At 65.3% G+C, this 13,656-nt stretch carries 11 protein-coding genes; 2 read left to right on the top strand and 9 right to left on the bottom strand.

Annotated elements, in window-relative coordinates:
* Nucleotides 1-19: 19 nt before the first annotated feature.
* The 4 genes from Q2K57_RS10310 to Q2K57_RS10295 are packed head-to-tail and all read right to left on the bottom strand — an operon-like array spanning nt 20 to nt 5,030.
* A complete protein-coding gene (locus Q2K57_RS10310) occupies nt 20-2,392 on the bottom strand; it encodes a DUF3488 and transglutaminase-like domain-containing protein (RefSeq protein ID WP_112055139.1) in 2,373 nt (790 codons plus the stop codon).
* Nucleotides 2,389-3,561 (bottom strand): DUF58 domain-containing protein, encoded by a 1,173-nt coding sequence (locus Q2K57_RS10305; RefSeq protein WP_112055138.1) that lies wholly within the window; start codon nt 3,559-3,561, stop codon nt 2,389-2,391. The genes Q2K57_RS10310 and Q2K57_RS10305 overlap by 4 nt, the downstream gene beginning before the upstream one ends.
* Before the next feature lie 3 nt (nt 3,562-3,564).
* On the bottom strand, nt 3,565-4,494 hold the full coding sequence (locus Q2K57_RS10300; protein ID WP_112055137.1) for a MoxR family ATPase: 930 nt from the start codon (nt 4,492-4,494) through the stop codon (nt 3,565-3,567).
* Nucleotides 4,491-5,030, bottom strand: a complete 540-nt coding sequence (locus Q2K57_RS10295) for an NUDIX hydrolase (RefSeq protein WP_112055136.1) — start codon at nt 5,028-5,030, stop codon at nt 4,491-4,493. The genes Q2K57_RS10300 and Q2K57_RS10295 overlap by 4 nt, the downstream gene beginning before the upstream one ends.
* 163 nt (nt 5,031-5,193) lie before the next feature.
* Between Q2K57_RS10295 and Q2K57_RS10290 the strand changes: the two genes are divergently transcribed.
* Nucleotides 5,194-6,846, top strand: a complete 1,653-nt coding sequence (locus Q2K57_RS10290) for an acyl-CoA dehydrogenase family protein (RefSeq protein WP_112055135.1) — start codon at nt 5,194-5,196, stop codon at nt 6,844-6,846.
* Nucleotides 6,847-6,920: 74 nt separating this feature from the next.
* Here the strand turns inward: Q2K57_RS10290 and Q2K57_RS10285 are convergent, their stop codons facing one another.
* The 4 genes from Q2K57_RS10285 to Q2K57_RS10270 form a co-directional block, all read right to left on the bottom strand.
* Complete coding sequence (locus Q2K57_RS10285) at nt 6,921-8,180, bottom strand: EAL domain-containing protein (RefSeq protein ID WP_112055134.1); 1,260 nt, start codon at nt 8,178-8,180, stop codon at nt 6,921-6,923.
* Nucleotides 8,181-8,288: 108 nt separating this feature from the next.
* On the bottom strand, nt 8,289-8,897 hold the full coding sequence (locus tag Q2K57_RS10280) for a LysE family translocator (protein WP_112055133.1): 609 nt from the start codon (nt 8,895-8,897) through the stop codon (nt 8,289-8,291).
* Between the two features lie 339 nt (nt 8,898-9,236).
* On the bottom strand, nt 9,237-10,061 hold the full coding sequence (locus Q2K57_RS10275; RefSeq protein WP_112055132.1) for a class III extradiol ring-cleavage dioxygenase: 825 nt from the start codon (nt 10,059-10,061) through the stop codon (nt 9,237-9,239).
* Between the two features lie 153 nt (nt 10,062-10,214).
* A complete protein-coding gene (locus tag Q2K57_RS10270; RefSeq protein ID WP_112055131.1) occupies nt 10,215-10,685 on the bottom strand; it encodes a DoxX family protein in 471 nt (156 codons plus the stop codon).
* 178 nt (nt 10,686-10,863) lie between these two features.
* Here Q2K57_RS10270 and Q2K57_RS10265 point away from each other — a divergent pair, with 178 nt between their 5' ends.
* Complete coding sequence (locus Q2K57_RS10265) at nt 10,864-11,796, top strand: LysR family transcriptional regulator (RefSeq protein WP_112055130.1); 933 nt, start codon at nt 10,864-10,866, stop codon at nt 11,794-11,796.
* 43 nt (nt 11,797-11,839) lie between these two features.
* Here Q2K57_RS10265 and Q2K57_RS10260 read toward each other — a convergent pair whose 3' ends face one another.
* Nucleotides 11,840-13,462 carry a bifunctional diguanylate cyclase/phosphodiesterase gene (locus Q2K57_RS10260; protein WP_304524976.1) on the bottom strand — a complete coding sequence of 541 codons (1,623 nt, stop codon included), beginning with the start codon at nt 13,460-13,462 and terminating at the stop codon, nt 11,840-11,842.
* Between the last annotated feature and the right edge of the window lie 194 nt (nt 13,463-13,656).

Below are 13,656 nucleotides of genomic sequence, written 5' to 3'. Positions count from 1 at the left end.
GGCGAGCACCGGTCCGGCTTTAGCGTCCAAGATGCCATGTCTGTCGCCAACGCGCCAGCCTGCCGGCATCTCCCGAGCGACATCGGCTCACACGGCGAAAAACGCCTCGCCAGTGTCGGCGCCGCGCATGGAAGTACTGCCGCCAGCGGCGTCGCTCGCTTTCGTCGAGAGGCGCGTAATAGAGCCGCTCGATGGCCTCGGCCAGGGCTTGGCTGGCCGCCGCGAGGTCTCGCTGATGCTTCAGCACATCAGGCACCCGCCCGCCGGCCAAGCCCGGCTCATCACATGACGACCCTCCGCATGGCCACGCTGCCGCCAGGCGACGCAAGTGCGCCGATGGCGATTCCCCGGGCCGTGCCGGATAGCCATGACGCGCAAGCCAGGCCGCGTCGGCAAGCAGCAGTTCGCGTAGCGTCGACGGTCGGCGCCAGCGTCGGACTCCCTCCTTCAGGCCGAAGCCGAACAGCGCCGCGAGCATCAGCACGCCCAGTATCTCAGCGCCCATGCGCAGGGCACCGAAGCCGCCGTTCGACATCAGTGACAACGCACGCTCCTTGAGCGTATTGAGCGCCTGCCAAGGTGTCTCCAGCACCTGCAGCAAGCGCGTCAGCAGTGCCTCACGATCACGACTCTCATAGCCCACGACCTGTCGCTGCCAGCGATACTCGAGCCGCTCCCAGGCAAGCCTTGCACGGTTCAGCCAGGCGACATCGCGAAAGCGCAGCGGCGACAGGCCGGCATCGGCCAGGAAGGCCTCGCTCCCGGCCGTCAGGGCGGCGGTGCCTTGCTCGATGCGCTCGGGCGCGATCACCGATGTGGGATCCAGCCGATGCCAGGCCCCGTCGCGCCAGACCTCGACCCAGGCGTGGGCGTCGTAATCACGCACCGTCAGGTGGCCATCCGGGTGGCGCTCGCCGCCCTGAAAGCCGGCCACCACTCGCGCCGGGATGCCCACCGCCCGCGCCAGCACGGCGGTAGCCGAGGCGTAATGAGAGCAGTAGCCGGCCTGGCTATCGAACAGGAAGGCATCGACGCGGTGCTCACCCGTGAGCCGCGGCGGCTCCAGGGTATAGCGATATGGCGCCTCGCCGAAGCGCGCCATCACGGCGGCCAGATAGGCCTGCGGATCGCCCTCGGCGCCCCGCCACAGCCGCTTGGCCAGCGCCAGGGTGCGAGGGTTGCGCCCTCGGGGCAGCAGCGTATGCCAGGCACGTCCCGCCGGGTCTGAGAAGGCCGGCGCCTGGCCGCTGCTTTCGAGGGTGACCAGGCCGCGTGAGGAAAGCGCCGTCAGCCCCTCGAGGGTGCCATCGCCGAGAAAGCGCTGTCGTTCCGGGCTTGCAAGCGGCGTTCCCAGCGCTGGACGCCAGGGGCGGCTGTCCGGCTCCAGCAGGAATTCCGTGCGATAGTGTGGCGAGCGCGGAATGTCGCCTGAGCTCGCTCCTGAGTTCGAGCCTGAGTTCGAACTGGTGTTCGAGCGGGAACTGGATACGTCGCCGGATAGGCCAGAGGCCGCCCTCGTGGCCGTATCTGCCGCAAAGGGATTGCGCCGCGAGGTCCTGGCGAAGTCGCTGAGCGGTCGCTCGAGGGTCGTCGCCAGTGCCTCCGGCGTCTCCCGCGACCAGCGCTCACCGTCGAAGTGCGTCAGGGTATAGACCCGCCAGTAGCGCTTGGCTGGCGGCGGCACCGGGCCCTCGAAGCTGACACGAAAGGCCCTCGCATCGCTTCGTGACAGCCTCGCAATCTCGCCGGGCGCCATGCTGTCGGTGAGCCCCGTCGAGGCACGCTCAAGTGTCGGCAGACTCCATAGCGGCCCGAACCGCGGCATGACAATAAACAGCGCCACCATCAGCGGCGCCGACAGGCCCACCAGCCAGGCGGTCTCACGCCAGGCGACGCGATTGGCGTGGGCCTGCGAACCTCCCGACAGCGCGACCAGCGATTGCACCAGCCAGGTCGCCGCCACCACCGCGCCCAGCGCCATCACGATGCTCTGGTCATGCAGGAAGCTCGCCGCCAGGGCCACGAAGCCGATACCGACCACCACCCGCGCGTCGCGCCGGGTGCGAGCCTCCAGAAGCTTCAGCAGGTAGATGCCGATCAGCATCCCGAGCAGCGCCTCGAGATCGCCAAAGCCACCGTATTGGACCCACAGCGCACCCAGCAGCGCCGCAATCGAGACCAGGCGCAGGGCCACGCCGGCCCGGGGCGCACGTTTAATGAGCTGGCGATGACGACGCCAAGCCACCAGCGCGGCCACCGCCAGCAGCCACAGCGGCATGAACGCCAGATGCATGCCAAGCACCAGACACTGACCGATGAACAGCCGACGCAGCATGGCCGCAGAGAGGCTCTCACCGTCGGCCAGCAGGACAGGCGCGGAAAACTCGCTCATGCGCCCACCTCGCGTGCCTCGCCACCCGGTGCACCCGCGTCAGGCGCAGCGGGCGAGTCATTGTCGCGGAAAGCGTCTTCTAAAGCGCCATGGACAGGGCCTTCTAACGCGGCGTTTTCCAGAGAAAAGCGCGCCAGGGCGGTAAGCGCGCGGCGCCGCTGAACGGAACCGCTGGCGGGCGGCAGCGTGAGGCCGGGCAGGCGCAGGCCGAAGGACTCGCCGCGGCGGTGATAGGCGCTCACCTGATAGCAGAGCCACGACAAACGCGTTTCCACATCGCCCATCACCGCAGCGTAGTCGAGCCAGGTAGGCGCCGCGGGGGGCTCGCTGAAGTGCTTGGTGGCGAGCACCCCGGTGCGGCTCCACTGCTTCCAGGCAAGCCGCGAAGGGGCATCCCCTGGCACGTAGCGCCGAAGCCCGGCGAAGTCCTGCGCCTCACGCGGCGTTTTCGGCGCTGCCGATTGGGGCGCCGGCTCATCCAGCGAACGGGGCTCGGGAATGGCGGCATCGGTACTCGACCAGGGCGTCGGATAGACCAGCAGCGTCTCGGCACTATCGACCCAGGCCAGCGCCCTCACCAACCCCAGCGGCCAGTCGCTTTCCAGACGCAGTCGCGGCAGTGGCTGATCGCCCCGCACAGTGACCGGCCAGCCAAGCGTCAGGCTGGCCTCGCCACCGACGAGATCGACCACCTCGCGGTGACCTTCAGGGTGTCGCCCGACGCGGCGACCTGCACTGCGGCCTGCCCGTCGACCTGCCCTGCGACCGAGCCGCCGCCCGAGGCACACCGCCAGCGCCTGGCGATCCCGGGAGGCAGCGAGCCGCACCCGAAGCCGCGCCTCGCCGCCGGCGAAGGCCTCGCCCTCGGGGGTGATCGTCAGACGCACGCCCAGCAGGTTGCGCCAGCCGCGAAACAGCGCCACCAGGGCAATGGCGAGCAGCCAAAAGGACAGGCCATAGGCCAGATTGTTCTGATAGTTGGTGCCGAACAGGAAAAGGATCAGTATCAGGCCCGCCCAGGCCAGGCCGAAGCCAGTCGGCACCACGAACAGCCGATGTTGGGAAAGCGGCGCATCGGCTGGGGTTGAACGCCGGGTCCAGCTCCAGTGACGCAGCCGCGCCCAGCCACGAGTCAGCGGCCCAGCCAAGGGGGCGCCCCGCTTTTTCATCGGCTAGCCCAGCACCGGCACGGCGGCAAGCAGGTCGCGTGCCACCCTCTCGTCGGCATCGCGACTGCCGTTGCTAAGCCGGTGGGCGACAACGGGCACCCACACCGCCTGAATATCCTCGGGCAAGACATGATCCCGACCCTCGAGCAGCGCCCAGCCCCGGCTGGCCTGTAGCAGCGCCAGCACGCCGCGGGTGGAGAGCCCCCAGGGCAGGTCGCGATGACTGCGGCTGGCCGCCGCCAGCGCCTGCACGTAGTCGAGCAATGGCTCGGCGACATGCAGGCCTGCCAGGCGTGCCTGCATGTCTTGCAGGGTAGCCGCATCGAGCAGCACCGGCAGCTCATCGAGGCGCGAGCGCCCGGCTTCGCCGCGCAGAATCTCGCGTTCGGCCTGGCGCTCGGGGTAGCCAAGCGACAGGCGCATCAGGAAGCGGTCGAGCTGGGACTCGGGTAGCGGAAAGGTACCGGCCTGATCCTGTGGATTCTGGGTGGCAATCACGAAGAACGGATCCGGCAGCGCCCGGGTCTCGCCCTCGACGGTCACCTGTCCTTCCTCCATCGCCTCGAGCAGCGCGCTCTGGGTCTTGGGCGTGGCGCGGTTCACCTCGTCGGCTAGCACCAGGCCATGAAAGACCGGGCCAGGATGAAAATGAAAGCGCCCCTGCCCCGGGTCAAACACCGAGACGCCGAGCACGTCGGCGGGCAGCAGGTCGCTGGTGAACTGCAGCCGCTGCATGTCGAGCCCGGTGACCCTGGCCAGCGCCTGGGCCAGCGTGGTCTTACCCAGCCCCGGCAGATCCTCGATCAGCAGATGGCCGCGACACAGCAGGCAGCACAGCGCAAGCCGCACCTCGCGCGGCTTGCCGCGCACCACCGTCGACAGCGCCGCAATGACCTCATTGAAGCTTGCTTGGCGCTGCGAGAGCTGGTTCATGCCACCTCCTTGAGCCAGCCACCCGCATATAGCATGCCCAGCGCGCAGCGGGTATCCGGCGTGGCGGTGTCGAGGGCCAGTGCCTTCCTGAGCGGCATCCAGCGCACCGAATCGACCTCTTCGGGCTGCAGGCAAAGCGGCCCATCGTAATCAACCAGATAGACGCTGCCGTAGATATGATTGCCGCCTTCTGAATAGCGAAACCCGCCACAGGCGCGTAGCGGCTGGCCGCGAATGCCGAGCTCTTCGGCAAGTTCGCGGCGGGCGGCCAGGTGTACCGCTTCGCCGGCGCCGACTACCCCGCCTGCGGCCAGATCATCACCGCCGGGGAAAACTTCCTTGATCAGGGTGCGACGCTGCACGCAGATCTCTCCCCTTGAGTTGCGCACCACGATGTAGGTGGCCCGGTGCCAGAAGTGGAAGCGGCGCATCAGCGCCCGGGGTGCACTGCCGCAGGGGCGATTGCGGGCATCGACCAACTGAATGTGTTCTTCGGCGATCACCGGCGTCGGCAGCGTGGAATCATCGGCGGTCATCGGACTCTCCCTATCGGATCAGCCTTTTAGCCTAACCAGTCCACCGGGTCGGGGCCAGCCTCAAGGCGTTTGACCGATTACCGGGCGCTGACCATGCTCAAAGGACTCATGCCTTGAGACCGGTCATAAGCGCCTGCCTCGAGACACCGCCTGGAGCCCCGCCATGGCCGATAGCGCCCCCCGCGAACACCTCGCCACCCATGAGGTCATCAACCAGCCGCCGCCGCCCGAAGACGAGGACTGGCTGGCCGACGACACCCCGCTGCGCGAGGCGCTGGCGCGTGAAGCCCCCACCTGGGTCGCCGGTCGCCTCGCCGCGCTCGGCCGGGCGGTAGGCAGCCGGCGGCTGCAGGCGCTGGGCGAGGCCGCCAACCAGCACCCGCCGCGCCTGCGGCTCTTCGATCGGCATGGACGTCGTCTGGACGAGGTCGAGTACCACCCCGCCTACCATGAGCTGATGCACGAAGCCTTCGACCACGGCTGGCATGCAGTGGCCTGGCAGGAAGAAGGCCGCGGCGGCCATCAGGCGCATGTTGCCGCGCTCTATTTGATGACCCAGGCGGAACCCGGCGTCTGCTGCCCGCTGACCATGACCCATGCCGCCATGCCGGTGCTGGCTCAGGACGATTGGATGCTGGACAACTGGGGCTCGCGGCTGCTGACCTGGGACTATGACCCGCGAGCGCTGCCACTCAATGACAAGGCAGCGGTGACGCTGGGCATGGCGATGACCGAAAAACAGGGCGGCAGCGACGTGCGGGCCAACACCACCCGCGCCAAGGCCGACAACGACGGCAACTGGCTGACCGGCCACAAGTGGTTCTGCAGCGCGCCGATGTCGGATGCCTTCCTGACCCTGGCTCAGACGCCAGACGGTCTCAGTTGCTTCCTGGTGCCGCGCTTCCAGCCCGACGGCAGCCGCAATCCCATCGAGATTCAGCGTCTCAAGGACAAGTGCGGCAATCGCGCCAACGCCTCCGCCGAGATCGAGTACCGTCACGCCTGGGCGCAGCCCATCGGCTCGCCGGGCCGCGGCATCGCCACCATCCTCGAGATGGTCCAGCAGACCCGACTCGACGCTGCCGTGGCCCCGGTGGGCATGATGCGACAGGCCCTGCGCGAAGCATGGCGCTTCGCACGCCATCGCCACGCCTTTGGCCGGCCGCTCGCCGAGCAGCCGCTGATGCGGATGGTGATCGCCGACCTGGCGCTAGAAGTCGAGGCCGGCGTGACGCTGAGTCTGCGCGCCGCCCGCGCCTTCGATGGTGAAGCCAGCGGCAGCGACCACGAGCGAGCCCTGGCACGCTTGCTGCCGACGCTTGCCAAGTACTGGCACAACAAACGCGGGCCCGGCTTCATGGCCGAGGCCATGGAATGCCTGGGCGGCATCGGCTACGTGGAGGAAACGCCGCTGGCCCGGCTATACCGAGAGGCGCCGGTGAACTCGATCTGGGAGGGGTCGGGCAACGTCATTTGCCTGGATGTGCTGCGTGTGATGGCGCGCCATCCGGAGAGCATCCAGGCGCTGGTGAACGAGCTCAGGGCGGCGCGCGGTCAGCAGGCCGACTTCGACCGTGCCCTGGTCGAGCTCGACGAGGCGCTGACGCAGCCCAGCGAGACCCTGACCCTGCGCGCACGCTGGCTGGCCCAGCGCATGGCCCAGGCCCTGCAGGCCGCTCTGCTGCTGCGCTTCGCCCCGGCGGCAGTGGCCGATACCTTCTGCCGAACGCGGCTCGGCGAGGCGCCGAGCCCGGCTTATGGTGTACTTCCCGTGGATGCCCCCTTGGCCGCGATCCTCGAGCGAATCACGCCCTGAGCGCCACGGAGGAAGCGTCCGCTGCCGCCAAGACAAGTACACCACGCGTGGCCAGAAAAGCAGCAGTGCCTCGATCAGGGCGCGCTACTGGCGGGCTTGGCGTTGCGTGGCATCCAGAACTGATAGGTCTGGGGCGTGGCGGGATCGGACGCCGCGGGCTGACAGCTGCCCAGACTCGCGATCAGCGCCAGCAGACCCTCGACCGGCATGGGTCTCGCCAGCGCATAGCCCTGAGCATGGGTGCAGCCAAAACGTGCCAACTGCGCCAGGCTCTCCAGCGTCTCAACGCCCTCGGCCACCACCCGGATGCCGAGGCGCTGACCGAGCAATGCCACGGCTTCGACGATAGCCGCATCCTCGGAGTTGTCGTGGAGGTGGCGAACGAAATTTCGGTCGATCTTCACTTCACTGATCGGCAACAGCTGCAGACGTGCCAGAGACGAAAAGCCAATCCCGAAGTCGTCAACCGACAGCTCCATGCCAAGCAGATGCAGCCGTGCCGCCACCTCGCTGCTTAACAGCTCATCATGCATGGCATCGTTTTCGGTGATTTCCAGCACCAGCGACAGCCGACACCCCAGCGACTGCTGCAGTTCGTCCATCAGCGGGACCAGCTCATCGTGAAGCAGTTCATTGGGAGAAATGTTGATCGACACCGACAGCTGCTGGTCTGACACCCGCCAGAGCTGAGAGTCACGAGCCACCTGCGCCACGATCTGGCGCGTCATCAGCCGCGTCTGCTCCTGGGTCATCAGCTTCAGGAAGTGGCTCGGCCAGATCAGCCCACACTCGGGATGCTGCCAGCGCACCAGCGCCTCGACACCGCTGAGGGTCTGGGAAGTCAAATCAAACTGGGGCTGGTAATGAACCACCAGCTCCTGCTCTTTCAGGGCGCGAACGATCTCCTCGCGGCCCCATTCTTTACCGTGCTTGCCGGCGGCTTCGCTCTGGGACGGCATCCGCAGTCCATCGAGGCTGTCGTGCAGGGCATTCAGTTCATACGGCTTGCTCAGCGAATCCAGCATGTTCAGGCCAAGGGTATGACCCATCCGTTCGGCGATCCGCATTACCTTGGGGTCCACGGCGCTGAGCAGCATCACCGAGCCTCGATAGCCGACGTCCGCCAGATAGCGCAGGGTGTCGATTCCCTCGACCCCGTCGATTTCCAGATCGAGGATCACTAGCCGAGGTCTAAGGTGAGTAAGGCAAGCTTGTAGGTCAGTAGGCTGGTGGTGAGTGTCGAGCCCCAGAGTGCGAAATAGTTGAGTCAGGTCGGCCAAAACACCTGGATCCTTGTCGACGACGACGGCCAGTGGCGCAGTATCCAGAAGCATGAGAGCTCTCACACAATTAAGTTGTCGCTAGGCCAGAGGGAGCCTGGCCCCTCACTTATACACCCAACTGATACGACCAACTAAGCGATTAGCGTATAAATGACTGCGCTATCCGATGAGTACCCGTACGGCCAACCCCAGCAGGATCACCCCGGTAAGACGATTGAGCCAGTGAGCCCGGGCCTGAAGCCATGGCAGCACTGCAGAATGCGATAGCGCAACGGCCACCAGCACGTACCAGCCACCGTCGATGATCATCGCTGTAGCGACGATCAAGGCCTTGGCCGACGCGCTCATATCAGGGCTGACGAACTGACTGAGCAGCGCGACGAAGAACAGAATCAGCTTGGGGTTGCCAAGCGCCACCAGCACTCCGTCTCGGGCGGCCTGCGCCCGGGTCGTGGCCACACCACTGGCCTGCAGTGCTGATGCCTGGCCGGCCCGCAGCGCCTTCACCCCAAGCCAGGCGAGATAGGCTGCGCCGGCCCAGGTGATGACCTGGAACAGCTGCGTATGGCGGGCGATCACTGCACCCAGCCCCCAGACGGTCAACAGCGCATAGAGCCCCACGCCCAGCGCATGCGCAAGCGCCGCGGCCACGCCGGGCAGACGACCCCCGCCCAGGGTATGGCGCAACACCAGCGCGAGGCTCGGCCCGGGCGACATGGCCCCCATCGCGCAGACTGCCGCAAGCGACAGCCACAGGGTCAACGGCATGAACATCTCCTTATTTCATGGCTGGCAGCAAATCCTTGCCGGCCGCCCTCCTTGGCAACGCCTTATCCAGGCAAACTTGCCCCCGGCCATAGCTGGATGGATAACCGAGGACGCGATAGAAGGGCACTATATTAGGCGCCGGCCGTGCCCCGGCCAAGCCGACCTTCGATGCAGCATTCGCGGCTCCTTTTGCCTCGTTCTTCCACTGCGTTCTTTCGCCTCATTCTTTCACCCTCGGGTATTTCCCGGAGCACTTCCGGCTGCACGTCCGGCTTTATCCTCTATCAGACCTCTACCATCTCTCTACCGGCCCTCGATCTCTGCCTACACGTGCACCGGTCAGGGTGCACCGAACACGAAGGCCGACTGTACGCTGCCCATCACCTCGTCCTCGAAGACCTTCTTACCGGGGGCGTCACCGCCGGCACCAGCCACCACAAACAGCGGCAGCAGGTGCTCCTCTTCCGGGTGGGATGCCCGGGCGCCGGGTGCTGACGTCCAGTCCTGCAAACGTGACGAGCGGGCCGCGCCGGGGAGCGCTACGGTCTCGCCGAGCCAGGTATCAAAGGCGCGGGAGTCCGGATCGACAGCCGCACCGCCACGCCTCAAGCGCGCCATATTGTGATAACTCATACCGCTGCCGATGATCAGCACACCCTGCTCGCGAAGCGGGGCCAGGGCGCGCCCCAGGGCCAGATGCTCGGCGGGGTCGAGCCCCTCTTTCAGCGACAGCTGCACCACCGGCACCTCGGCCTCGGGGAAGACCAGCTTGAGCGGAATGAAGACGCCATGATCGAGCCCGCGCTGATGCTCTTGGCCAGAGGAAAGGCCTGCCTCGGTCAGCCGCTCGCGCACCGCCGCAGCAAGTTCAGGATCCCCAGCCGCCGGCCAGCTCAGCCGATAGGTGTGATCGGGAAAGCCGTAGTAGTCGTAGTAAAGCGATGGTGACGCCTGGGCATTGACGGTGAAGGTTTCAGCCTGCCAGTGCGCGGAGATGACCAAGATCGCTCGTGGCTTCACCTGCAGCGCCTCGGTTAAACCGCTCAACCAGGCGGCCATGCGATCCCAGAGCCCGGCCGGCTGCCAGTCCATGAAAAAGCAGGGCCCGGCGCCATGGGGCAGAAACACTGCTGGCAAGGAAGTGGAAGAAGCAGAAAGGGTCATGGTCAAACCTCCGTGACTCGAGGGAGGAAACATCGCCGCAGGGCCAGCTCATCGAAGCTGGCTCTGCGGCGATAAGAGGTGAGCTCAAGATAGGGGTGAGCCCAAGATAGGAAGTGACGCTCAAGATAGGAAGTGACGCTCAAGGATGCCTTGTTAGATCTTGAGGCCAAACCTGGCATCCAGCGAGAAGCGATCACCGCCGCGCAGAAAGATGCCCAGCGCCACCAGCCCCCACATCAGCGGATACTCGAGGCCACCGTTGGTCCAGAAGAAACCATTGGGGATGTGCACGCTCAGCGCCACGCCCATCAGCACCATCACCCCCAGCGCCGCAGGGCGTGTGAGCAGGCCAAGCACCAATGCCAGGCCACCGAAGAACTCGACCAGGCCCGCCATCAGGGCAAACAGCACCCCTGGCGTCATGCCGAGGCTGTCGGCGAAGAACTGGCCGGTGGCTTCCAGACCATAGCCGCCGAACCAGCCAAACAGCTTCTGGGCGCCGTGAGGCATCAGCAGCAAGCCCGCGGTCACGCGAATCAGCGGATAGGACAGCACCGACAGGCGCTGGAAGATCGCCGGACCGGGCGTGGCATTGGAAGCGGCGGCGTTGATGTTCTGGTTCATGAGCGTGTCCTCGTATCGTCTGTGGTTCGCAACGTCTGTGGTTTGCAACGTCTGTGGTTTGCAACATCTGGGGTAGCGATGCGACAGCTAGTTGATCGCAACAGGCGCTTGCGCCCTGTCGATGGAAGACAGCATATTGGGGTTTCCAGTTTTGCAGGAGATAGCGGAATGACAACTCATGGTTGATGAAATGGAAACCTCAGGCAGTGCAGCGCTGGGCGGCGCCCTGGAAGACATCCGCGCGTTCTGTGCGGTGGTGGAATTCGGCTCCATCTCCGCGGCAGCGCGGGAGCTTGATGAAACCAAAGGAGGCGTCAGCCGGCGCATTTCGCGGCTGGAAGGCCGACTCGGTGCGGCGCTACTGGCCCGCACCCCGCGGGCGGTCACCGCCACCGAAGAGGGTCTCTTGTTCCATGCCAAGGCCCGGGAGGCGCTGCGGCTGTTGGGAGATGCCACCGAAAGCGCCCGCGCCTCACGCTCGGTGCCCGAAGGAAATCTGCGCGTCACTGCCCCGATCGACATGGGCATCGACCTGTTGCCTGCCTTGGTAGTGGCCTTCCAGGAGCGCCACCCGCAGATTCGCATCGAACTGTTGATCACCGATACGCCGCTGGACCTGGCCGCCAACCGCATCGACCTGGCGCTGCGGGCCAGCGCCGACGACCTGCCCGACATGAACTATCGTGCCTCGGGTATCGCCGACTTCTGCATGCGGCTCTATGCGGCACCGGGCTATCTGGAAAGGCACGGCACACCGGCAGACCCGAGCGACCTGCAGCATCACGCACTGGCGATCCGTCGCGGACTGGAAGGCCCCACGCCGCTGGTGCTCACCGACCGACGCGGCAAGCGCAGCGAGATCAACGCCCAGCCTCGCCTGCGTACAACCGACTACGCCAGCCTCGCCCGTCTGCTGGCCGCTGGTGGCGGCATTGGCGTGCTGCCCGACCTGATCGTTCAGCCCCTGGTGGATGAGCACAAGCTGGTGCCCGTACTGCCCGACCATAGCGTCGCGACGGCGAGGCTCTATGCCATCACGCTATCAGGGCTCGAAGCCCCGGCGCGGGTCCGCGTGTTTCGCGAGTTTCTGCGCGAGGCGCTCAGCGGCTGAGGCATGCCCGACACAGGCCAAACAGGAAGCCAAGCCAGTCGCTTCAGGGCAAGGTGTTGGCATGAGCCTGGCACCAGGCAAGGTAGTCACTCGCCGGCAGCGCCCCCGTATAGAAAAACCCCTGCGCCTGATCACAGCCAAGCTCGCGCAGGATATCCGCCTGCCCTTGCGTCTCCACGCCCTCGGCGGTGACCGTCAGGTCCAGCGCATGCCCCATCTCGATCATGCAGGCCATCAGCTTACGGGCACGAGCGTTAACTTCCAGCTGGGCGACAAAGGTACGGTCGATCTTTAGCCCCGTGATCGGCAGGTGCTGAAGGTACTCAAAAGAGGCAAACCCCGTTCCGAAGTCATCAATGCTCACCCCGATCCCCGCATCACGAATGCGCTGAATGGCACGGCGTGCCGCCGCCAGGTCACCAATCAGTGCAGTCTCGGTAATTTCCACCTCCAGCCACTCGGCGGTCAGGTCGACTTGCTCGACCAGTTCGATGAGCAGATCGATCAGTTCGTCATCATAGAGGTTGTGCACGGACAGATTGATGCTGATGGCACCCCAGCCCGCATGCCGACAGGCAAAGCTGGCGGCCTCGCGAGCCATGAAGTGGGTAACGGGATTGATCAGTGAGGTGTTTTCCACCTTGGGCATGAACTGGCCGGGCGGAACCAGGCTGCCATCGGCCTGTGGCCAGCGGATCAGTCCCTCGCTGCCACACACATGACCGTTTACCAGGCAGATTTTGGGCTGGTAGTGCAGCGAGAACTCTTTCTCTTGGAGCGCGCAGCGCACACGGGCGATCAGTTGCAGGCTATCGAGGGAATGCCGCTCGAATCCGGGGGAAAAATGCTTGTGATCGCTGCCTTCCTGGATGGCCGTGAACAGAGCAATACGGGCCTCACGGACAAGGTCTTCCTGTTTGACGGTGTCGCCTTGTCGAAGGCTGCTGCCGATCGCCAGCTGCATGCGCACAGGTACCTGCTGAATCAGATAGCTTTCTTCACCGACATCCAGCAGTCGTGTAGCGATCCGTTCGATATCATGCAGATCGATATCGTGAAGGATCAGTGCCAACTCATCGTGATTGATCCGATAGGCGAACGGCTTTCCACATACGGCACCTTTCAAACGCTCGCTCAGCGAGAGCACCAGTTCATCGGCGGCGTCCAGGCCCATGGCATCGATGACGTCCGTGATGTCGGTGATCCGCACCAGCATCAGCCCGGTCGTCGCCCCTCGCGTGGCGGGCAAGTCAAGATGCCGGCCCAGATCTTCATTGAGCGCGACCTGATTAGCGAGGCCCGACAAAGGGTCGGTGCGCGCCATGGTTCTATGACGGCTGGCCGACCGACGACGCAGCAGGAACAGCCACCCCGACACCCCACCCAACAACAGGTACTGGGCTATTCGAACCAGATAATTGGATGTGCTCTGCTCGATACTGAGCGCGGCATCCTGAGGCATGAACGCCATCAGGATGCCGGCGGCGAACGCCACGCAAAGCCCGCCGACCAGCGCATACCAGAAGGCGCCGATCAGCACGGGCGCCAGCATCAGATAAGGATAAGCGTAGGCCGTGCCTCCCGTGGCATAGACAATCCAGGTGCCCATGAGCAACAACAGTGCCAGGCTGACGCAGCGCTTGAGATGGTGGATAGCAGGTAGCATATCCCCACGATCCCTCCACTCCGTTGTTGTCAGAACATCGAATGACCTCATGACCTGCTGTCCTCATGTACCCCCAGAAGGTCTACAAGGGTATACAAAGACGCCAGGCCCATCAGGCTAAAACGTCACTCGATACCAACGCTGTCCCAGAAAAGCCGCACATGAGGCAGTAGCGGGACGGGAATATCCATCAC

The sequence above is a fragment of the Halomonas sp. I5-271120 genome (assembly GCF_030553075.1).
In the GTDB taxonomy this organism is placed as follows: domain Bacteria; phylum Pseudomonadota; class Gammaproteobacteria; order Pseudomonadales; family Halomonadaceae; genus Onishia; species Onishia taeanensis_A.
The sequence above is the reverse complement of the archived record's forward strand: the minus strand, read 5'-3'. Positions and strand labels throughout refer to the sequence as shown.

What these genes read in the sequence shown, in the direction of transcription:
- Q2K57_RS10310 (WP_112055139.1), bottom strand. Translation starts at nt 2,392, where the DNA reads ATGAGCGAGTTTTCCGCGCCTGTCCTGCTGGCCGACGGTGAGAGCCTC.
- Q2K57_RS10305 (WP_112055138.1), bottom strand. Translation starts at nt 3,561, where the DNA reads ATGAAAAAGCGGGGCGCCCCCTTGGCTGGGCCGCTGACTCGTGGCTGG.
- Q2K57_RS10300 (WP_112055137.1), bottom strand. Translation starts at nt 4,494, where the DNA reads ATGAACCAGCTCTCGCAGCGCCAAGCAAGCTTCAATGAGGTCATTGCG.
- Q2K57_RS10295 (WP_112055136.1), bottom strand. Translation starts at nt 5,030, where the DNA reads ATGACCGCCGATGATTCCACGCTGCCGACGCCGGTGATCGCCGAAGAA.
- Q2K57_RS10290 (WP_112055135.1), top strand. Translation starts at nt 5,194, where the DNA reads ATGGCCGATAGCGCCCCCCGCGAACACCTCGCCACCCATGAGGTCATC.
- Q2K57_RS10285 (WP_112055134.1), bottom strand. Translation starts at nt 8,180, where the DNA reads ATGCTTCTGGATACTGCGCCACTGGCCGTCGTCGTCGACAAGGATCCA.
- Q2K57_RS10280 (WP_112055133.1), bottom strand. Translation starts at nt 8,897, where the DNA reads ATGCCGTTGACCCTGTGGCTGTCGCTTGCGGCAGTCTGCGCGATGGGG.
- Q2K57_RS10275 (WP_112055132.1), bottom strand. Translation starts at nt 10,061, where the DNA reads ATGACCCTTTCTGCTTCTTCCACTTCCTTGCCAGCAGTGTTTCTGCCC.
- Q2K57_RS10270 (WP_112055131.1), bottom strand. Translation starts at nt 10,685, where the DNA reads ATGAACCAGAACATCAACGCCGCCGCTTCCAATGCCACGCCCGGTCCG.
- Q2K57_RS10265 (WP_112055130.1), top strand. Translation starts at nt 10,864, where the DNA reads ATGGTTGATGAAATGGAAACCTCAGGCAGTGCAGCGCTGGGCGGCGCC.
- Q2K57_RS10260 (WP_304524976.1), bottom strand. Translation starts at nt 13,462, where the DNA reads ATGCTACCTGCTATCCACCATCTCAAGCGCTGCGTCAGCCTGGCACTG.